The organism is Desulfuromonas sp., assembly GCF_002868845.1.
GTDB lineage: Bacteria > Desulfobacterota > Desulfuromonadia > Desulfuromonadales > BM501 > BM501.
Genome location: NZ_PKUB01000044.1, coordinates 21933 through 41963 on the forward strand (window position 1 = coordinate 21933; position 20031 = coordinate 41963).

Here is a 20031-nt window from a genome sequence, read left to right on the forward strand (position 1 = left end):
CACGCCTCAGTCTATCTGCGCGGCGGGGCGCACCGGCAGGCCCAGAGAGGAAGGCGGGGCATCGAGGGCGGCCTCGTCCCCGACCAGAACCACGATCTGGCGATCGGGGTCGAGATAGCGGCGGGCCACCCGCAGCACGTCCTCCCCGGTCACCGCCGCCACCTTGTCCCGATAGGTTTCCAGGTAGCCATCGGGATAGTCGAAGAAGTCCAGGCGCAGCCTCTGGGTGACGATGTCGTGGCTGTCGGTGAAAGCGAAAACGAAGGAGTTGATCAGGCTCTCCTTGGCCAGTTGCAGGTCCGCTTCGGGAACGGGGCTTTCGCGCATCTCACCGATCAGGGCCCTCATCAGGCCTACCACCTCCATGGTCGAGGCGCTCTTGGTCTCGGCCCCGGCGATAAAGGGCCCGGGCAGGAGTCGGCCGACCTGGAAATAGGAATAGACCGAATAAGCCAGACCCCGGTTGGAGCGAACTTCGCGCATGAGCCTTGAATTGAAGCCTCCCCCCCCGAGGATGAAGTTCATGACCCGAAGGGCCTGCAGGTCGGGGTTGCCCTTCTCGATGCCGACCTGTCCCATGAGAATCGTGGTCTGGGGGATCTCCTTCTGCGCCAGGATCAGCGACGGAGAGGTCACGCCCCCGAAGGGCGGCACATCCTGATACCGGAAAGCCCCCCCTTCCCAGGAGCCGAACAGTTCCTCCAGAAGCGCCTTCAGTTCCCCCCGGGAGAAGTCCCCCGAAATGCCGAGCCAAAGGTTTTCGGGATGAGAATAGCGCCGGTGAAAAGCGACCAGGTCCTCGCGGGTGACCGCCTGCAGGGTCTTCTCCGTGGGAGTGCGCCCCAGGGGATGGTCTCCGTAAAGGGCCTTCATGAAGGTGCGCTGGGCCACCGCTCCGGGGTCATCATCCTGGCGGCGCACCCCCTCGACGGCCTGCTTGCGGGCCAGCTCGAGACGCTGGACGTCAAAGCCGGGACGGCGCAGGACATCGGCCAAAACACCCAGTCCAGCCCGCAGGTCGCCGCTTCGCAAGGAAAGGCCGAGGGTGGTGGTATAGGTGTCGGAGGTCGCGGAGAAATCGGCGGCCAGGTGTTCCAGTTTCTCGTCGAGCGCTTCGGGACTCATCTCCCCGGCCCCACCGGTGCGCAGCAGGGAAGCGAACACTCCACCCTGGCCGGTCTTGGTCGCCGGGTCGCCGATGGATCCCGCTCCGATCATCGCAGTCACCGAGACCAGAGGCAGTTCGTGGTCCTCCTTGAGGAAGAGTCGGATGCCGTTTGGAAGGACGAGTCTCTCCACCTGCGGCAATTCAAAGGCCAGAGGAGAGAATTGCATCTGGTCCGGGTGAAGCGGCATCCGGGCGGAACAGGCGGTCAGCACGAAGCACAGAAGGATCAGGGCCCAACAGCGAAGGCGGTTCATGGTTGCTGCCCTTTCTTGGCAAGGGTGACAACCGTGCGATTGGCCGGGGTGAAGTAGGTGCGGGCGGCGGCCATGACCTCGTCGGCGCCGATCCCCGCCACCACTTCGTCATAGTCCACAAGGTAGCGCCAGTCTTTGGCCACGGTCTGGTAATAAGTCAGCATTCGCGCCAGGCCGGTGTTTCCCTTGAGGTAGCGAAGCCGGTCGGTGCGTAGCCGGTTGCGCGCCCGTTCGAGTTCGCGGGGCGTTACAGGTTCGCTGGCCAGCCGCTGGAGTTCTGCGTACAGGGCCCTTTCCACCTCCCCGGGGGTGTGGGGGTAGCGTGGCACGAGGGAAAAGACGAACAGGTTGGGGAAGCGGGAGCCCGGTGCGCCGTAGGTCGAAACCGATGTGGCCAGTTGCTGCTCCACCACCAGCGCCCGGTAGAGACGCGAGGTCCGGCCCCCGGCGAGAATCAGGTCGATGAGGTCGAAGACGTAATCGTCCCGCTCGGGCAAGGTCGGCTTGTGGAAGGCGACGGCCAATCGGGGCTCGGCGTCGAACTCCACCTTGACCCGCTTCTCACCTTTCTGCTCGGGCTCAACGGCCACCACGGGGGGCACAGGGGTTCCGGGCGGAATGTCCCCGAAGTTGCGCTCCACGGTCGCCACCGCCTCCTCGGTGTCGATGTCTCCAACGATGGCGATAACGGTGTTGACCGGAGCGTAGTAGCTGTGGAGGAAATCACGGGTCTCGGCCAGGGAAAGGTTGACGATGTCGGAAGGCCAGCCAATGGTCGGATTGCGGTAGGGGTGCACGGTAAAAGCGTTGGCGATCAAGGTCTCATAAAGCATTCCGCCGGGGCTGCTCTCATAGGAGCGACGGCGCTCCTCCGTAATCACCTCGCGTTCGGTATAGAACTCGCGCAGTACCGGGTTCTTCATCCGGTCCGACTCGACTGCGGCCCACAGTTCAAACTTGTTGGCCGGCAAGGAGACGAGATAAGTAGTCAGGTCCTTGCTCGTGAAGGCATTGTAGCCCACCCCTCCGTTTTTGGCATAGATGCGGGAGAACTCGTCCTTGACCACGAACTCTTTGTGCCTCTTCTGCAGGGCTTCGAGTCGGTCTTTCAGACGGGAAACCTCCTGCGGGTCGGCATCCCTGGCCTCCCGAAGGGTATCGAGAGCGACACCGACCTCTTCGATCTCCTGCAGAAGGGGTTTTTCTTTGCGAAAATCGACAGTGCCGAGGGTTTTCGTCCCTTTGAACAGCATGTGTTCGAGCAGATGGGCCACCCCGCGGGTCTGACTGGTCTCGTCCACCCCGCCGACCCCGATGGTGATGTAGGCGGCGAAGGTCGGCGAGTCGTGGCGCTCCACGGTGAGCAGTTTCAGGCCGTTGGCCAGGGTGTGCTCCCGGACCTTCTCTTCGAGGTACTGGGCAAGAGCCCCGGGGGCCAACAACAGGGTCAACAGCAGGGCGGTCAAAGACCTCCCGACAAACCGATGGTGCATAGGGGGATACTCCTTGTAAGGCTGAGGCTGGACGGGCTACCCCATAGTATAACCGTTCATCCCCTCCAGGTCGAGGGGACAGGTCAGGGGCGGGCGGGGAAGGATGTAGCGGAGCTGTCGGTAAAACTCGGAGCGCCTTTGCCCTCGGGGGGCAAGAGGGTCTTTTCCAGCACTTCGTCCATGTCTCCTACGAAGAATACGGAGATCTCCTTGCGGACGTACTCCTCGAGGTCCAGAAGGTTCTCCCGGTTGCACTCCGGAAGGAGCACGGTGGTGGCCCCGGCCCGGCTGGCCGCCAGGACCTTCTCCTTGACTCCGCCGATGGGCAGAACCCGGCCGGAGAGGGTCAACTCCCCGGTCATGGCCACTTCACGGCGGGCAGGACGCCCGGTGAGCATTGAAATGAGGGCCGTCGCCATGGTGATACCCGCCGAGGGCCCGTCCTTGGGAATGGCTCCGGAGGGAACGTGGATATGAATATCGCTGTTCTCGAAAAACCGCGCATCGATGCCGAAATGGGCGGTCCGCGCCCGGACGAATGAGAGGGCGGTCTTGGCCGACTCCTGCATCACGTCGCCGAGGCTGCCGGTAAGGATCAGATCCTTCCTGCCGGCCATTCGCGAGGCCTCCACAAAAATGATATAACCTCCGGACTCGGTCCAGGCCAATCCCGTCACCACCCCGACCCGATCGGACTCGCCGGCCACGTCGGTGAAGAAGGTGCGCGGACCGAGCATGTCCTCCACTGCGGCCGGGGAAACGGTGAGATGGGGGGGCTGCCCCTGGGTGATCTCCTTGGCGACCTTGCGGCAAATCGAGGCGATCTTGCGCTCGAGACTGCGCACCCCGGCTTCCCGGGTATAATCCTTGGCGATCTTGAGGATCGCATCCTCCTCGAAGACCATGGAGTTGGACTCCAGGCCGTTTTCGACAATCTGTTTGGGAATCAGGTACTTGAACGCGATCTGACTTTTCTCTTCATCGCTGTAGCCGGTCAGGCGAATGACCTCCATGCGGTCTTTCAGGGCATGGGGGACCGGGTCCATGATGTTGGCAGTAGTGATGAACATGACCCGGGACAGATCGAAGGGGACGTCCAGGTAGTGATCGGTAAAGGTGTCGTTCTGCTCCGGGTCGAGGAGCTCCAGCAGGGCCGAGGCCGGGTCTCCGCGAAAATCCTGCCCGATCTTGTCGACCTCGTCGAGCATAAACACCGGATTGTTGGACTCGGCGCGGCATATTTCCTGAATAATCCGGCCCGGCAAGGCACCGATGTAGGTGCGCCGGTGGCCCCGGATCTCGGCCTCGTCCTTCATCCCGCCGAGAGAGATGCGGATGAACTTGCGCCCCATGGCCCGGGAGATGGAACGTCCGAGAGAGGTTTTACCGACCCCCGGGGGGCCAACAAAACAGAGAATCGGCCCCTTGGTGGTGGCCTTGAGGGAGCGCACCGCGAGGTACTCCAGGATGCGTTCCTTGACCTCCTTGAGGTTATAATGGTCCTCGTCCAGAATCCGCTGAGCCTGATTGATGTCGTGCCGGTCCTCCGTACCCCGTCTCCAGGGCATGTTGCACAAATACTCCAGAAAGGTCCGGGAGACGGTGTATTCGGGGGAGGAGGGGTTGATCCGTTCAAGCCGGGACAGCTCTTTCTCCGCCACTTTGAGCACATCCTCCGGCATGCCAGCCCGGGCAATTCTCCTTCGAAAGTCGTTGATTTCCGACTGGCGGGGATCCTCGTCTCCCAGCTCTTCCTGAATCTCCCGCATCTGCTCACGCAGCAGGTACTCCTTCTGGGTCTTGCCGAGGCGCTTAGCCACCTCGGACTGAACCTCCCCTCGCACCTGGAGCCGCTGGACCTCGTTGGTCAACTGCAGGTAAACCTCCTTGAGCCGATCCAGGGGGTCGGTGATCTCAAGAAGTCCCTGCTGATCACGCAGTTCAAGGTTGAGATAGACCGCCACCAGGTCGGCCAGCTGACCGGCATCCTCGATCTGGTCGATCATCTTGAGCACATCGCCCGGAAGGGGCCGCCCGTAGGCCAAGGCGATTTTAAGAAGGGCGTTAACGCTCTGCACCAGGGCCTCAGTAACGAGGCCATTGTTCTCGGGGGTTTCCACCGTTTCGACAGTGGCCAGAAGATAAGGAATGCGTTGGGTCGGCGCCACCAGTCGAACCCGCCGAATACCCTCCACCACCACTTTCGCCCCTCCCTCGGGGAAACGGAAAATCTGGTTGATCCGGCACAGGGTGCCGATCTGGGCCATGTCCTCGAAGCGGCTCTCCTCACCGGGGACAAAGCAAGAGACCAGCCCAAGCATTTGGTCTCCGCGCATGGCGTGATCGATAATCGTCATCTGGGCCGGATTGACGAAAAGAGGAAAAACCATGTGAGGGAAAACCACATGCTCCCGCATGGGATAGATGGGAAGAACCTGCGGAAAGGGAAGTGGCCGGCTGAACATGATCGGCTCCCTGTCTGGGTTAATCGAACTCGGGATTCACGTCTTCGATGGTGCGGGCCAGGATGTCGGGAAACAGTTCCCTGAAGGATGGGTGGGCAGAACCAAGATACGTCTTAAGAGCGATCACCTCCAGGCGCAGCCGATCGACCTCGCCGCGCAATTCAAGCAGGCCGCTGTCTGTTTCGAGCCCGGAGAGGGTGAGCTCCTTTCCCGGGCGAACGATGGGTTCGTCCAAAGGGACCTTGTCCATGCCACACCTCGTTTTCGGGTCGATGGGGGCCTAAATCACCATCAAGGATAACAACCCCAAAAGGGCTGTCAAGGCTCGATACCGGCGCCGTTGCCAGCGGCAGCGGATGGTGAGCCCGGCACATATTCTCCGGCAGAGGCGCCGAAAAGGCTTCAGCGACCTTGCCCGAGAGCTCGGCGGATTGTATAAGTGACGAACCAAGTATCGGAGCACAACTTCGGGCAGGAGGAGGAACCATGACGGTCGAGCGAGTCACCCTTCCGATAGACGGGCAAAAGAGCATTTCGGCGGTCCTGGCCCAACCGGAGGATGCAACAGAAAAGCGCCCGGCCGCGGTGCTCATCGCCCACGGGGCCGGGGGAAACATGGACCACGAATTTATCGTCACGGTGGCCGAAGGCCTGACGGCGGCGGGCCTTGCCACCCTGCGTTTCAACTTTCCATTCAGCGAGGAGAGAAGAAAAGCACCCGACACTCCGCGAAAGCTCTATGCAGCGTGGCGGGCGGCCTTCGATTTCATGTCCGGAGAGAAGGGGCCCTGCCCTTCAAGGATCGTCGTTTCGGGCAAGTCGATGGGCGGGCGCATCGCATCGCAGATGGTGGCCGAGGGCTTGCTCCCGGCCGACGGCCTGATCCTCTTCGGCTATCCCCTGCACCCGCCTGGGAAGCCGGAAAAACTGCGAGATGGGCACTTGCGCCAGGTTCGGATCCCGACCCTGTTCGTCTCCGGAACCCGCGACGCTCTGTGCGACCTGACCCTGTTGAAGGATGTTTTGCCGAGGCTGACGGCCCCGTGGAACCTGGAGGTGATCGAAGGGGGCGACCACTCCTTCAAGGTGCCAAAGTCCAGCGGACAAAGCTACCCTTCGGTCAAGGAAGATATTCTGGAAAGGACCACGGCATGGCTGGAGGAATGCGGTTTTCGGGCCTGAGTTCCTCAAGGAGCGGCGAGACACCCGGATATGGGGCGGCGGAGGTTCGACTCTATACCGCTTCCCCCGCCGCCTGAGCTTGAAGACCGATCGGCAATATAAAACAGACCCGTGTGCCGCGGGAAGGCTCACTTTCGACCCAGATCGTTCCGCCATGCATTTCCACGATATTTTTTGCGATACCCATTCCAAGTCCCAATCCGCCGACTGCCGTGTTGCTGGCGTCGGCACGGTAGAACTTGTCGAAAATCCGCTCGACCTGCTCAGGGGTCATGCCGATGCCTTCGTCGGTCACGGACAGCTGGTAACGGTCGTCGACCTGACAGCCCTCCACCCGGATTTCCCCGCCCCCGGGGGAATACTTCACCGCGTTGCTGAGCAGATTTTCAAGGACCTGCACCATTTTATTGCGGTCAAGGCAAATGTTTTCCGGAAAATCCGCGGCCAGGGCGAGTTCGAAGCGGTGGTTGACCGCACGGCTCTGGAACTGTCCCACCACCTTTTTCAGGATTCCCGGCAGATCCCAGAACCCCATTTCCAACGGGATGGCCTGCCCTGACTCGATGCGGCTGATGTCCAGGATGTCGTCGGTGATCTTGGACAACACCTCCCCTTTATCGTAGATTTCCCCGAGAAATTCTCTCTGCTGCTCGGGTTCGAAATTCCCGAATTCCTCCGGGTTTAAAAGCAGTTCGGTGTACCCCATCAGGGACGCGAGGGGGGTGCGGAGTTCATGGGCCGCGGTGGAGATAAACTCGCTCTTCATGAGGCCTACTTCCCGCAGTTTGTCTTCCGCCTTTTTTCGTTCTGTGATGTCGCGAAAGATGGCCCGGGTGGCCACCGGCCGGCCGTCCTCAACGTGAATATTGACGTTCCCCTCGACGGTGACATTCCGGCCGTCCCTGGCTTTAAAGGAGGTCTCGATGCTGTCGACCGTCTCCCCGGCCATGATGCGCTGGAATACCCCCATGCAGTGCTCGAGGCAGTCCGGATGGATGATTTCGAAAAGGGAAAGGCTGCCGACCTCATCCTGATCGTAGCCAAGGGTTTCGCACCAGGCCCGGTTGACCAGCAGAAAAGACCCGTCCGGGGCGACGCTTTGTATCAGGTCGCTGGCATTGTCGAAAAGGTCACGGTAGCGGGCCTCACTCTGGAGCAGCAGCGCCAGGGCCTCCTGGCGCTCGGCGACCTCCCGGTTGAGTTCCTCGCGGGACGCGGTAACCTGTTTCAGGTTCTGCGCCATGCGGTCGAAAGCCCGCGAGAGGACTCCGACCTCGTCCTGTCGCAGGGTCCCCACTCTGCAATCGAGGTTGCCCCGACCGATCTCCTCGGTCCCCTTCTGCAGTCGGTAAAGGGGACTCGAAATCGACCGGGCGACCCCCAGGGCCACGCCCATACCGATCAGGGAAACGAACAGCGACAGGATCAGGACCAGTCTCTCCAGCCGGCTCACCGAGGCGAACGCCTCATCGGTATTGACCTTGACCACCATCCCCAGCCCCAGCTCGGGCAGGGGCCGCCAAGCGGCGATCACCTCGGCCCCCTCGCAGGTCTCGACCAGGCCCGTGCCGCTATGTCCGGCGAGAGCTTCCTCCATCGGCATTGTCCCCGCCTCGGAAAAGGGAGACACCAGGTTCGGGTCATGCCCCCCCCCCTTGTGCGGGGGAGTGAGATGGATATAGCCCTGCCCCGAAACCGTCTTTCCGAGAACGGTTATTCCGGTCCGGCCGAGGCCGACCTGATCCCGGACCTGGTCGAGGATCCCCTCTACCCCGACCTCGAAAGCGACGAAGCCGAGGATCGCCCCGTCCTTTCCGCGAATCGGTTCGCTCAGCAGCAACGCATACGGCCCCTCCTCGTGACAGCGATAAAGAGCGGCGGCCTGCTGCGTTTCAGGCCCCTGCGCCCCGACCTCCGGAAAAGGGCGACCGGTCCGCTCGACGGCGTGCTTCTTGTTGCTTTGGTAGAGGATTCTCGAGTCGGGGGCGAGGAGGTGAATGTCCTCCAGGCCGAGGAGGGCTTGGAGGGGACTCAGGGCCTCGTCGAGGGCGCGGGTCGCGGCTGCGAACTCGGAGTGTCCCGGCACATCGGCATGGCGGGTCAGAACCGGGAGGTTGCGCAACAGGACGGATGAGTGTCGGAGGGTCCGCAAGGCCCGGCCCTTGTCGGCGACAAAGGCCGCGGCCCGTTTCGCCTTGAGCTCGGCGACGGCAACCAGTGAGGCCGTCGTGCTTTTTTGAATGGCGTCTTTGCCGGCGTAAAAGCCGCCGCCCCCCACAACAAACAAGGGCAAAAAGGCCAGACCCAGAAAAGTCAGTAACAGCTTATTTCTTATCGACACGGCATCCCTCCACCGGCATCATTTCCCCCACCCGTCTTCCCCTTGTGGCGGCTCCCCCGGTCTCCTCCGGGAAGAACGTGCCCTGTTCCCCGGATTGCTCCCGCCGCAGGAAACTCTCGATCTGCTCCGCAGGCAGGGGCCGGCTGAACAGGAAACCCTGCCCCTGCTGGCACCCCCGCTCCTTCATGAAGGCGAGCTGTTCGGGGGTCTCGATCCCCTCTGCCACAACATCGAGCCCCATGCTCCGGCCCAGCGCCACGATCGACCCGGCGATGGCCGCATCGTTGGGGTCGCTGGTCACGTCACGGACAAAGGAACGGTCGACCTTCAGCCTGGAGATGGGAAAACGCTTCAGGTAGCTGAGGGACGAGTAGCCCGTGCCGAAATCGTCCACCGCCAGATGGATGTCGCGGACCTTGAGATCGGTCAGGGTCATGATGCTCTCCTCCACGTCCCCCATGATCACGCTTTCGGTGATTTCCAGCTCCAGCCAGCGCGGGTCGAGCCCGGTTTCACCGAGAATCTCGTCGACGGTATCGACGAAGTTGGGCTGCCGGAACTGACGTCCGGAGATATTGACCGCCATCCGCACCGGAGCCAGGCCCGACTCCTGCCAGGCACGGCCCTGTCGGCAGGCCTGCCGCAGCACCCACTCTCCGATGGGCACGATCAACCCGGTCTCCTCTGCCAGGGGGATGAAATCGGCAGGGGGAACGAGCCCCCGCTTGGAATGGCGCCAGCGCAGCAGGGCCTCCACCCCGATCAGACGCCCGCTGGGCAGCTCGACCTGGGGCTGGTAGTGAAGGACGAACTGCTCCTGGTCAAGGGCCCGGCGCAGATCCCCCTCGAGGAGCAGCCGCTCGTGGGCCCGGGCGTTCATATCCGGGGTGTAGAACTGGTAGGTGTTGCGCCCCCGCTCCTTGGAGCGATACATGGCGACGTCGGCACACCGCAACAATCCCTCCGAATCCATGCCGTCAGCAGGATAAACGCTGATGCCGATACTGGCGGTCACGTACAGCTCGTGGTTGCGGATGTTGAAGGGGCGGGCGAGGGTTCCGAGGATGCTCTCGGCCACCGTGGCCAGGTCGGTGAACTTCTGGAACTCCTCCACCACGACGAGGAACTCGTCCCCCCCGAGGCGGGCCAGGGTATCGCTCTTGCGCACGCAGCCGGAGAGGCGCTGGGCCACCTCCCGCAGCAGTTGGTCGCCGACATCGTGGCCGATGGAATCGTTGATGGTCTTGAAGCGGTCGAGGTCGAGAAACAGGAGGGCCGCCTGGCGTTTGCGGCGCTCGGCCTTGTGCAGGGCCTGCTCCAGGCGGTCACGCAGCAACAGCCGGTTGGGCAGCTGGGTCAGGGGGTCATGGTGAGCCAGATGCTTGAGGCGCGCCTCTTTTCTTCGCAGCTGAGACTCGGCATGCAGTCGTTCGGTGATGTCCCGGGACGACTCGATGATCCCCGCCACCTTTCCCGAGGCGTCCCGCAGGGGTGAGGCCTTGAGTTCATAGCTGCGCAACTCGCCGTCCGCAAGGCGGTGCTGGTGAACCACAATCGCCTCGCTGCCGGTGCGGAGCACCTCCTCCAAGGGGCAGGGATGGTCCTCCCCCCGGCACGGCTGGTCGGAACGATGGGAGACCTGATGGCAACGAAGCCCCTCCCCGTCCCCTTCTCCCGGGGGAAGATAGAGCCGTGCGGCCTGGTTCATGAGCAGAATCCGGCACTCCAGATCGATGACCATGATCGGATCTATGACCCCGTCGATGACAGACTGCAGGAAGGAATGCTCGACGTTGAGAGTCTCCTCGGCACAGTGCAGCTGCCGGAGACGTTCCCTATAGGGGCGGAGAAAACAGCGCAAAAAGACGGGGAAGAGGACCAGGGTGAGCAGAAGGGCGTCCAGAAGAGCCACGTCCAGGGGGGAGAGCGTGCCGAAGGTCGGGCTCACAAACATCACCAGGAGTTCGGCGATGAACACCGCGCAAACGGTGAAGATCAGGATGATGGAGGAGGTCGGGCAGGACCAGGCTCGTTTGGGACCCCTCCCCCGAGAGGAGTCCGCAAGAGCCAACCTCTCCGGAAAGGATTGGTTCCCGCTGCTATTCATGCCCTTTTCAGCAATTTCGGGCACCGATCCCTCCCAAAAGAAAAAACACCCCTCTTCGCACGAAAGAGCGGGTGTTTGACCGGGAAGCAGAAGATCGTTTTATCCACCAGCTTCGGCAACCCGGCTGTCCGCATTCCTGCGACGGACCCGTGGCTTTGCGTCCCAGGATCTCTCCTGGTTTGCTCTTATCGACGATGTCGAACCAAAGGTTAACAATCTTTATATTATTTGACAAGTAAAATGCAGACGAGCGGGGCACTTCCAGAACAATGAGAAGTAAAGTGTCCCGGTTCGGACCTCGGGAGCCTTGGGGCCCGAACCGGGACGGAACAGTTCGTTTAATGCATGAAGTGCCGGGGGCCTTTTCGGGGGCCCATCAGGGGGCGAAGTTTCTTCGCCAGAACCTGTTGTTCGGGGGTCAGAAAGGCGAAAATCTTGCTGTGGGTCCGCGCCTTGGACACGATCATTTCGGTTTTCGCCGCAGCCTGGCGGGCCGCAAGGGCCCGGATCCTGGCTTCGTCAAAGGCGCCGTCCTGCATGGTTTCGCGAAGCTCCTCGCGGGTCTGCCTCATCTGCTCCCGATAGGGCTCGGTCGCCTCTCGCTCGGCCGCCATGACGGCCTCGATCTGGGCCTGCTGCTCTTCGCTCAGTTCCAGAACCTCGGCCATGGCCTCTATTCGGTGGCCGGGGCCGCGCCCTCTCTCCCCATAGCGCCCCATCATCGGGGCATCCTCTGCCAGAGCGATCTCCTCGGCGATGGCCGGCGGGGACATGCCGCTGATGAACAGCCCCCCGCTGGCGGCAGTCATGAGGGCAAGAGCGGTGATGAAGAATCGGTTTTTCATGGCTTTTTCTCCTTTCTGGGTGGTTTTTTCGCTTTCAGCTCGGGTCCGGATCCGACCGGGCTGTCCTTGATTCAAAGGTAGCCGCTTTCAGGTAAAGCGGGTGTTAAGTCTGTACCGCGTTGGGTAAAGTTATGTAAAGTCAACGAACTTCGCCCGACCCGCAGCGTTTGCCCCCGTTCGGACTGGAGTCGCCAGACCCTGCGCCGCCAGGCCTGCTTCTCAGTGCCCGTGCCTGCTGCTCCCGCCTGAACGTCCTGTATTCCATCATCTGTGCCGGAGTCAACGTGGCTTCGAGTTGATTTTCCGTCTCCCGGATCTGGGCTTCGAGATTACTTTTAAGCATGTTCTTCCCTTCCGTCTCCCCACTGCGGAATACCGCGTCTTTTCATATTTCCGTGCCGGGCATCGAACTCGGAGGATTGTCGGCGGCCGAGGGTCAGAAAAAATCCCCGGGGAAACGGAGGAAATATTCCCCGGGGCAAGTGGCCCGCCTTCGATTTGTCGCCTTACCGCCCGGTCGTGACCGCCCTCGCCCGAACCGCCCACGCACCGCCATCAACGCTCATGAGATTATTCCTTTGTTCCGTCGCCGTTTTCATGGTAGGGATGCTAACCGAAACTGCGTAAAGGTTGGGTTAAGAGTCGGCGAACTCCGGTAAAGTTTTGTCATGCCCCAGGGTCTCTTCCTTTACGCTTCTTTACAAAAAGGGACGGATCAGAGAAACAGAGGCTGCAATATTCCAGCACCGGTGGGGGGAAACCGCCCGTTCCCGTGCGATCCGTCAATGCTCAGGAGTGACCATGGTCAAGAGCACTCTGATACTTGCGAGCTGTTGTTTTTTGGGTTTGTGGGGCATCGGAATAACGGTTCCCCCCCTAACCCATGCAACCGAGGGCAGGGGCTCGGCCCCCCATATCGACCTGGCCTTCGAGGTCCTGCCCGCGGACAACTTCGACAGTCTTCTGAGCCGCGCTACCGGGAATTTCGGCCTTGGGAAACTAGGCGCGTACCGCCTCTCCGGGGATTTCGAATTGGCCCATCGCGCCACCACCGGCAGCGGCCTCTTCCCCGAAGACCTTTACCGGCTCGGGCTCAAACTCGGCGCCGGAAACCGCCTGTGGAGATTCTCCCTGGGGCTGGCCTCCGAGAGTGACGAGCCCTTTGACAGCAGCGACGAGATCAGCCTGCAGGCGAGCGCCTCACGAGAAGTCGCGCGCTGGGAGCGCAGTTCCCTGCACCTCGGGCTGTTCTACACCACCCGTTTCGATTATCCCCTGCCGACCCTGGTCTACACCTTCGCGGACCGGGACCTCTTTTTCATGGTCGGCCTGCCGGTGGCGAGTGTCTCCTGGCGGATCGACGAGCGGACCACCCTCAAGGGTTCCTACGTCCCCGTGCGACGCGCTAAGATCGCCCTGGAGCGAACCTTGAGCCCGACCTGGAGCATGGCCCTGGAGGGGGCAATCGACGAAGAGAGCTACCTGGTTGCCGGGCGGCGGGACAAGGACGACTCCCTGGTGCTGGAGACCCGAACGGTCAAGGTGCGCGCCGAAAAACGAATCGCCCTCCTGACCCTCTCCGCTTACGGGGGGTTTTCCTTTGACGGCAGCTTTTTCCGGGAAGAGGGTTTCGGGGACCGGGAGGACAAGGTGGAGTTCGACGACGCCTGGGTCGCCGGTGCAAATGTCCGCTTCGCCTTCTGAAAAAGAGCCGGCCGCCTTTCCCCGCCGGAACATCTTTCGGGCAGGAAAAACCCATAAAAGAGGCATTCTGTCCCGCCCCCCTCCTTCCCGGGCCGTCCATGGGCCGCTCGTCCCGCCTCTCTCTGTTGGCACACCTGATGCAAATCACGGGTGGATTCAGAACATCCGAATATTCGGCGCCCGGCGCCACCGCACCCGAGGGGAACCCGTTTACATGCCTGAATCGAACCTCCTTCCGCTGACAACCCATCCGCTGCGCCAAAGCCTCTACGACGAACTCCACGCCAGGCCCTTCCACCTCGTCGCCACCCCGCAACAGATCTCCCACCTCGCCGTTCAGGCAGGGGAAGAGGAGCAGGAGGAGGCCTTCACCCTCCTGAAGCAACTCTGCCGCCGCTACCGCGTCAATCCGCCGCCGGCCGGCGGGACGACCTACCGGCAGGAATTCGGCGATTTCGTCCTTCACTGGGAGCGCCACATGGAGTTCTACTCCCTGACGCTCCTGCGCCCCTGCCCTCCCGGCGATGCGCCTTTCAGCGACCCGACCTTCGATCTGCTTCCCGTCGACTGGGCAAAGGACCTGCCAGGCCAGGCCGTCGCCGCCTTCCACCTGACGGTGGACAATGAAACCGAGGACGCTACGCCGGAGGAGCTGGGGGGCTTCTTCGAAGGACAGAAGGTCATCCTCAGCGAGGTCAAGGGCGGCAAAGCCTTGCTCGGCTCGGCCTTCAAGCTGCACGGCGACGGCTTCGGCCGCTTCATGATCAGAAACAGGGGCCTGAGCGACGCCCAGATGGGCCGCCTGGTCCGCCGCCTGATCGATCTGGAGACCTACCGGCTCCTCTCCCAGATCTCCCTGCCCCTGGCCAAGCGCATCGCCCCTGAACTGGAGTCCATGGACCAGCAGCTGGCGAAGACCCTCTCCAGCATTCTGAAGATAGACGACGCAGGCGACGAGCGGGACCTGCTCCAGAGCCTGTCGCGCCAAGCCGCCCGGCTCGAATCGTTCCGCGCCGAAACCAACCACCGCTTTTCCGCGACCCGGGCCTACCACGACCTGGTCCTGCACCGCCTGCAGGTCATCGGCGAAGAGAAGGTGGAAGGCTATCTGACCATGGGGGAGTTCATCACCCGCCGCCTCACCCCCGCCCAGCGCACCTGCCAGTCGGTCCAGGACTGGATGGAGGACCTCTCCCGGCGCATCGAGCGGGCCGGCGACCTGCTCCGCACCCGGGTCAACCTCACCCTGCAAGAGCAGAACCGGAGCCTGCTGGCCTCCATGAACCGGCGCAGCCGCCTTCAGTTTCGCCTTCAGGAAACCGTGGAGGGGTTGTCCATCGCCGCCATCAGCTATTACCTGGTGGGGCTGGTCGGCTACCTGATCGGCGGCCTGCCCCTGGAGCGGTGGCACCTGGACAAGAAGGTGCTGATGGCCCTGTCGGTGCCGGTGGTGCTGGGGTCGGTCTGGTGGCTCACCCACCGCATCAAGCACCGGCTGATCAAGGCGCCGGCCCACGGGGAATAGAACCTACGCCCGGGTACCGACCAAGCTCTCCCCTTTACACTTCTTTACAGACCGACCAGCCTCTTTCCGCTAATATTAGGGTGTACGAATTCCATAGACGACGGTGGAAGGATCTACCCATGAATCGAATTCTCGTCATCGACGACGACATCGAGTTGTGCGAACTGCTCACCGATTACCTGACACCGGAAGACTTCGAGGTGGAGACGGTCAACGACGGAGAGGCTGGCGCGGAGCGCGCTCTTTCCGAAGAGCACCAGCTGGTGGTGCTGGACGTGATGCTGCCGGGGATGAACGGTTTCGAGGTGCTGCGCCGGATCCGGGAGAAATCCAGAATCCCGGTCATCATGCTCACGGCCCGGGGCGACGACGTGGACCGGATCGTCGGCCTGGAGATGGGAGCGGACGACTACCTGCCAAAGCCCTTCAACCCCAGGGAACTCGTCGCCCGCATCCGCGCCATCGGCCGCCGCTCGGAGGCGGCGGGGCAATCGCCCGCCGCGGCGAAGGAGGAAAGTCTGAACGTCGGCGACCTCCGCCTGGACCCGGCGACCCGCGAGATCTTCAGGGGAAAGGAGTCGGTGGCGCTGACCTCGGTGGAGTTCTCCCTCCTGGAGGCGCTGCTGCGACAGGCCGGGCAGGTCCTGAGCCGCGAGGACCTGACCAAGAAGGTCCTCGGTCGCCGGCTCTCCCCCTACGACCGCAGCATCGACGTGCATATCAGCAGCCTGCGCCGCAAGCTCGGCCCGCGGGCCGACAGTGCCGAGCGCATCAAGACAGTGCGGGGGATCGGCTATATCTACGCCCTGCCCCACGCAGAAAGCTGACCCATGCGCAGCCTGTTTTGGAAAATATTCCTCGTCTTCTGGCTGGCCATGGTGCTGATCGGCGCCGCCCTCGTCATCCTCGCCCTGAACACCGACCCTCACCGGGCGCAGTTTGGCCGCCATCGCCAGGCCCTCCAGCAGCAGGGCCAGGAACTCGTCGCCGCCTACGAGAAGGGAGGCGCTCGTCAACTGAAGAAAAAAATAAGGGACCCCAAAGGCGCCTCCCGCAGCCGTCTCTTTCTTTTCAAGGGGACGGAAAGCCTTCTCCCCGGGGAACCGGTTCCGCCGCGTCCGCGCCGACTTGTCCCCCTCGCCCTTCACAGCGGGGAGGTCCAGATCAAACCGGGTCCTCACGGGCTCTGGGTGGCCTTGCCCCTGGAGAGGGACTACACCCTCCTGGTCAAAGCACGGCCTTCCGGCCGGCTCGAAATGCTCCTCGACCCACACCGCCTCGGATCGCGCCTGCTGATCACCTTCGTCATTGCAGGGATCATCTGCTACCTGCTGGCCCGTTCCCTGACCGCCCCCATCGCCAAGTTGCGCCGGGCCACCCGCCGGTTCGCCGCCGGCGACCTGGCAACCCGGGTCCAGGGAACGATCAAGGGCAAGGACGAGATCGGCGCCCTGGCCGGCGATTTCGATCTGATGGCGGAGCGAATCGAAGACCTGGTCGGTTCCCAGCAGCGCCTGCTTCGAGACATCTCCCACGAACTTCGCTCTCCCCTGGCGCGGCTGGCAGTCAGTCTGGAACTGGCGCGCCAGCGCTCGGGCGCCGAGGCGCAATCGGACCTGGCCCGCATCGAACGGGAGGCCGAGCGCCTCAACGAAATGATCGGCCAGCTGCTCAGCCTCAACCTTCTGGAAGGCAAGGCGGAACCGGCCAAGAAGACCGAGGTGGACCTGGGACCTCTGGTTCGGTCGATCGTCGAAGACGCCGACTTCGAGGCCCGCAACCGCAATCGGTCGGTGGTTCTGAGACAGGCCGACCCGGTCGTTCTCCAAGGGTCCCCGGAACTTCTCCACCGGGCAATCGAAAACGTGGTGCGCAACGCTGTTCATTACACGGCGGAGGCAACGGCGGTCGAGGTCTATGTTCACCACCGGGAAAATGAGCCGATCGCCATCCGGATCCGGGACCACGGGCCCGGCGTCCCCGAAGCATCCCTGGAAAAGATTTTCCACCCCTTCTACCGGGTCTCCGAAGCCCGGGACCGGCAGAGCGGCGGAACGGGCATCGGCCTGGCCATCGCCGAACGCGCAGTGCGCCTGCACGGAGGAACCATAAGGGCCCGCAACCCGGAAGACGGAGGCCTGGAGCTGGAAATCCTGCTGCCGACATAGCCCCCCTTTGCGCTCTCCTGCTATAATGAAACAAGAGCGTCAAGACAGCCTTCCGGCAAAAGGAGCAGAACGATGATCACCGTGCGCAGGTCGGAAGAGAGGGGCCGTTATCAACAGGACTGGCTCGACAGCCGGCACACCTTCTCCTTTGACACCTATCAGGACCCCCGGCACACTGGGTTTCGCAAACTGAGGGTCATCAACGAGGACAGGGTCGAGGCCGGGGGGGGATTTCCCCTCCACCCCCACCGCGACATGGAAATCGTTTCCATCGTCATCGAAGGAGCGCTGAAGCACCAGGACAGCCTCGGCCACGAGGGGATCATCGAGGCGGGGCAGCTGCAGCGCATCACTGCCGGCAACGGCGTCCGGCACAGCGAGTACAACCCCTCGGACGAGGAGCCCGTCCACTTTCTGCAGATCTGGATCTTTCCCGATGCAGAGGGGCTGAAACCGAGTTACGAGACGAAGGACTTTTCCGATTTGCCCGCCAACACCCTGAGGCCCGTCGCCACCCGGGACGGCCGCCTCGGTTCAGCCACCATCCACCAGGACGTCTCCCTTTACCTGGCGAAGATCGAGAAGGGCAAGCGCCTCGACCACCAGCTCGATGCCGAACGGCATGCGTGGGTGCAGGTCGTCGACGGCGCCGTCGAACTCAACGGAACCGCCCTGCAGGCCGGCGACGGCGCCGCGGTCAGCGAGGAGCGGATACTGCTGATCTCCGCGGTCAGCCATGCCCGTTTCCTGCTCTTCGACCTCAACTGAGCCACTCCATTCCCGCGGGGCCCCCTTTTTTCGGCCTCCGCAACGGTACTGCTGCCTCTCATCGCTCGGGGCTTCCTTCCCCGCAAGCAGATACCAGAGAGCCGCGATTCGGACCAAAAATCTCTTTGCGTGGAGACGCGCGAAGGGATCAGTGCGATGAAGCAGCGATGTCGAGTCTAAGGCCGAAGGCCTCTTCAAAGAGGTCTCCCTTGCCTCGCCCCCCGAAAACCTCCACGGAAAGATCCCCCTCCCCCTCCACTGCAACGCTGAAGGCTTCCTCCTCGAGAGCACAGCTCACCCCCTCGACAACCTGGCTGCGGCGCCGGTCGAGTCCGTCGGCCAGGCGAAGAATCCCGCCGAGCCGCTTCACCAGGGTCCGATCTTCGGGAGAGAGCCCCGCGAAGTTTTCATGGCGCAACCTGGGAAGGGCCTTGCGGTGGTAGCGGGCCAGGTTGGCGACCACCTCCTTTTCCCGCGGGGAAAAGTCGAACAAGTCGGCGTGGCGGATAAGGTGGTAGGAATGTTTGTGGTGCTTGCTGTAGTTGATGAAATACCCCACGTCGTGGAGAAGGGCGGCCGCCTCCAGCATCTGCCCGGAGCGCTTGTCGAGGCCGAAGGGCTCAGCCAGGTGTTTGAAGAGCCTCAAGGCGAGTTTGCGGACCTGCTCGCCGTGGTTCATGTCAACGTGGCATGACCGGGCGAAATCCCTGATCGAATCGCGCCAGTCCCTGGGGTGCGCGCGACGCTCGATGAGGCCGTGCTTCCAGAGACTCTCCAGGATCAAGCCTTCCCGGAGGCCCCGCTCATTAACTTTCAAAACATTGCTGCCGAGCCGTCTAATCAGTTCGTTGATGACCGCCACCCCCGCGACGATGATATCGGCCCGTTCGGGGTTGAGCCCCTGCAGGGCCCTGCGCTCCTTGAAGGTCATGCGCTCCAGCATGGACAGGAGGTGAACGACCTCGGAACGCAACACCTCGTAGCCGTGCATTGAATCGTAGCGTTCCTCGCGCATTGCCATCGTCATGGCCCCGATGGCCGTGATCGTCCCCCCGGACCCGACCAGGGTCTGAAGCGATGCGTCCGGCCCCTTGAGGGCCTGTTTGAGGGATTTTCGGAGGTATTTGCGCAGATCTGCAAACTCGCCGCTCGAGATGGGGTCTGTCCGGACGAAGCGCTCGGACAGATAGACCGCCCCCAGGTCGAGGGAATGGATCTCTTCGACATGGTTCCCTGCGGAGATGACCACCTCGGCACTGCCGCCGCCGATATCGACCATGGCGTAGCGCCGGCCGCCCATGTCGAAGTTGTGATAGGCACTCGTCGCCGCCAGCTGGGCCTCTTCCTTCCCGTCGATCACCCGGATGTCCACCCCGGCTTCAGCCTTCATGGCCACGATGAACTCCCGGCCGTTGCGCGCCTTGCGCACCGCGCTGGTGGCCACGGCCTCGACGAAGCCGGCCCCGAGGCCTTCAATGATCATGCGCATGCGCAGCAGGGCCTCTCTGGCTCTTTCCCAGGCATCAGGGGAGATTGAGCCGCCCGCGAACAGTCCTTCACCGAGGCGGACGGTGGCCTTTTCGTCATCGAGGATTCGAAAATCGTTGTAGCCCGTCACCTCGACGACGATACAGCGAATCGAGTTGGTGCCGATATCGATGGCGGCAAGCCTCTTTTCAGAACTTGATGACATAAATAGAACGTGACAGGCGGCATGGTTTAAGAATCTGTTACAATAAAATTATAATTGAGATGGTATGAAAATCCATTCTTATCAAGGTGCTCGTCATGGGGAAATGCTTGAAGGGCAAATCAGAAACCAAGGACAAGTCCGCCAAATACGAATGTCAGAAATGCGGCGCGGAGACGCCCAAAAAAGATCATGTCTGCAAACCGAAAAAAATCAAAACCGAGAAGAAGGGGAAAAAGTAATCGCCCAAAGCCGAGCGCCCACGGTCAGGGCATTTCCCGGTGTCCGGCGGTCGCATTGCAAGAAGGAGATTCACCCTTC

General features: G+C 62.3%; 14 protein-coding genes and 1 riboswitch. Of the genes, 6 read left to right on the forward strand and 8 right to left on the reverse strand.

The genetic code is table 11. From position 1 onward, the window contains the following. Positions 1-6: 6 nt before the first annotated feature. The 4 genes from C0617_RS13450 to C0617_RS13465 all read right to left on the reverse strand — a co-directional run bounded on the left by C0617_RS13450 (position 7) and on the right by C0617_RS13465 (position 5630). Positions 7-1422: a pitrilysin family protein gene (locus C0617_RS13450; RefSeq protein WP_291317552.1), complete on the reverse strand. Its 1416-nt coding sequence runs from the start codon at positions 1420-1422 to the stop codon at positions 7-9. Next, positions 1419-2915 (reverse strand): pitrilysin family protein, encoded by a 1497-nt coding sequence (locus C0617_RS13455; protein WP_291317553.1) that lies wholly within the window; start codon positions 2913-2915, stop codon positions 1419-1421. Before C0617_RS13455 ends, C0617_RS13450 begins: the two co-directional genes overlap by 4 nt. A gap of 83 nt (positions 2916-2998) precedes the next feature. After that, a complete protein-coding gene (lon, locus tag C0617_RS13460) occupies positions 2999-5380 on the reverse strand; it encodes an endopeptidase La (protein WP_291317554.1) in 2382 nt (793 codons plus the stop codon). Between the two features lie 19 nt (positions 5381-5399). Further along, the gene (locus C0617_RS13465; RefSeq protein WP_291317555.1) at positions 5400-5630 is read right to left on the reverse strand and encodes a hypothetical protein; all 231 of its coding nucleotides are present in this window, start codon (positions 5628-5630) and stop codon (positions 5400-5402) included. Positions 5631-5866: 236 nt separating this feature from the next. Between C0617_RS13465 and C0617_RS13470 the strand changes: the two genes are divergently transcribed. After that, positions 5867-6562, forward strand: a complete 696-nt coding sequence (locus C0617_RS13470) for an alpha/beta family hydrolase (protein ID WP_291317556.1) — start codon at positions 5867-5869, stop codon at positions 6560-6562. A gap of 52 nt (positions 6563-6614) precedes the next feature. Here C0617_RS13470 and C0617_RS13475 read toward each other — a convergent pair whose 3' ends face one another. From C0617_RS13475 to C0617_RS13485, 3 genes are all read right to left on the reverse strand, one after another. After that, the gene (locus C0617_RS13475; RefSeq protein WP_291317557.1) at positions 6615-8903 is read right to left on the reverse strand and encodes an ATP-binding protein; all 2289 of its coding nucleotides are present in this window, start codon (positions 8901-8903) and stop codon (positions 6615-6617) included. Continuing rightward, entirely contained in the window at positions 8887-11034 is a 2148-nt protein-coding gene (locus C0617_RS13480; RefSeq protein ID WP_291317558.1) for a GGDEF and EAL domain-containing protein, read from the reverse strand. The genes C0617_RS13475 and C0617_RS13480 overlap by 17 nt, the downstream gene beginning before the upstream one ends. Before the next feature lie 87 nt (positions 11035-11121). After that, a riboswitch (cyclic di-GMP riboswitch) is annotated at positions 11122-11204 on the reverse strand. Between the two features lie 144 nt (positions 11205-11348). Beyond that, positions 11349-11855: a Spy/CpxP family protein refolding chaperone gene (locus C0617_RS13485; RefSeq protein WP_291317559.1), complete on the reverse strand. Its 507-nt coding sequence runs from the start codon at positions 11853-11855 to the stop codon at positions 11349-11351. An 801-nt stretch (positions 11856-12656) separates the two neighbouring features. Here C0617_RS13485 and C0617_RS13490 point away from each other — a divergent pair. The 5 genes from C0617_RS13490 to C0617_RS13510 all read left to right on the forward strand — a co-directional run bounded on the left by C0617_RS13490 (position 12657) and on the right by C0617_RS13510 (position 18020). Continuing rightward, positions 12657-13559, forward strand: coding sequence for a hypothetical protein (locus C0617_RS13490; protein ID WP_291317560.1), 903 nt, complete (start codon positions 12657-12659; stop codon positions 13557-13559). A 214-nt stretch (positions 13560-13773) separates the two neighbouring features. Continuing rightward, on the forward strand, positions 13774-15084 hold the full coding sequence (locus tag C0617_RS13495; protein WP_291317561.1) for a DUF3422 domain-containing protein: 1311 nt from the start codon (positions 13774-13776) through the stop codon (positions 15082-15084). 119 nt (positions 15085-15203) lie between these two features. After that, positions 15204-15911, forward strand: coding sequence for a response regulator transcription factor (locus C0617_RS13500; protein ID WP_291317562.1), 708 nt, complete (start codon positions 15204-15206; stop codon positions 15909-15911). Between the two features lie 3 nt (positions 15912-15914). Further along, a complete protein-coding gene (locus C0617_RS13505) occupies positions 15915-17252 on the forward strand; it encodes an ATP-binding protein (RefSeq protein ID WP_291317563.1) in 1338 nt (445 codons plus the stop codon). A 72-nt stretch (positions 17253-17324) separates the two neighbouring features. Further along, positions 17325-18020: a pirin family protein gene (locus C0617_RS13510; protein ID WP_291317564.1), complete on the forward strand. Its 696-nt coding sequence runs from the start codon at positions 17325-17327 to the stop codon at positions 18018-18020. A 148-nt stretch (positions 18021-18168) separates the two neighbouring features. Here the strand turns inward: C0617_RS13510 and C0617_RS13515 are convergent, their stop codons facing one another. Continuing rightward, positions 18169-19713: a Ppx/GppA phosphatase family protein gene (locus C0617_RS13515; protein WP_291317565.1), complete on the reverse strand. Its 1545-nt coding sequence runs from the start codon at positions 19711-19713 to the stop codon at positions 18169-18171. Positions 19714-20031: the final 318 nt, after the last annotated feature.

What these genes read in the sequence shown, in the direction of transcription:
- C0617_RS13450 (WP_291317552.1), bottom strand. Translation starts at nt 1,422, where the DNA reads ATGAACCGCCTTCGCTGTTGGGCCCTGATCCTTCTGTGCTTCGTGCTG.
- C0617_RS13455 (WP_291317553.1), bottom strand. Translation starts at nt 2,915, where the DNA reads ATGCACCATCGGTTTGTCGGGAGGTCTTTGACCGCCCTGCTGTTGACC.
- lon (WP_291317554.1), bottom strand. Translation starts at nt 5,380, where the DNA reads ATGTTCAGCCGGCCACTTCCCTTTCCGCAGGTTCTTCCCATCTATCCC.
- C0617_RS13465 (WP_291317555.1), bottom strand. Translation starts at nt 5,630, where the DNA reads ATGGACAAGGTCCCTTTGGACGAACCCATCGTTCGCCCGGGAAAGGAG.
- C0617_RS13470 (WP_291317556.1), top strand. Translation starts at nt 5,867, where the DNA reads ATGACGGTCGAGCGAGTCACCCTTCCGATAGACGGGCAAAAGAGCATT.
- C0617_RS13485 (WP_291317559.1), bottom strand. Translation starts at nt 11,855, where the DNA reads ATGAAAAACCGATTCTTCATCACCGCTCTTGCCCTCATGACTGCCGCC.
- C0617_RS13490 (WP_291317560.1), top strand. Translation starts at nt 12,657, where the DNA reads ATGGTCAAGAGCACTCTGATACTTGCGAGCTGTTGTTTTTTGGGTTTG.
- C0617_RS13495 (WP_291317561.1), top strand. Translation starts at nt 13,774, where the DNA reads ATGCCTGAATCGAACCTCCTTCCGCTGACAACCCATCCGCTGCGCCAA.
- C0617_RS13500 (WP_291317562.1), top strand. Translation starts at nt 15,204, where the DNA reads ATGAATCGAATTCTCGTCATCGACGACGACATCGAGTTGTGCGAACTG.
- C0617_RS13505 (WP_291317563.1), top strand. Translation starts at nt 15,915, where the DNA reads ATGCGCAGCCTGTTTTGGAAAATATTCCTCGTCTTCTGGCTGGCCATG.
- C0617_RS13510 (WP_291317564.1), top strand. Translation starts at nt 17,325, where the DNA reads ATGATCACCGTGCGCAGGTCGGAAGAGAGGGGCCGTTATCAACAGGAC.
- C0617_RS13515 (WP_291317565.1), bottom strand. Translation starts at nt 19,713, where the DNA reads ATGTCATCAAGTTCTGAAAAGAGGCTTGCCGCCATCGATATCGGCACC.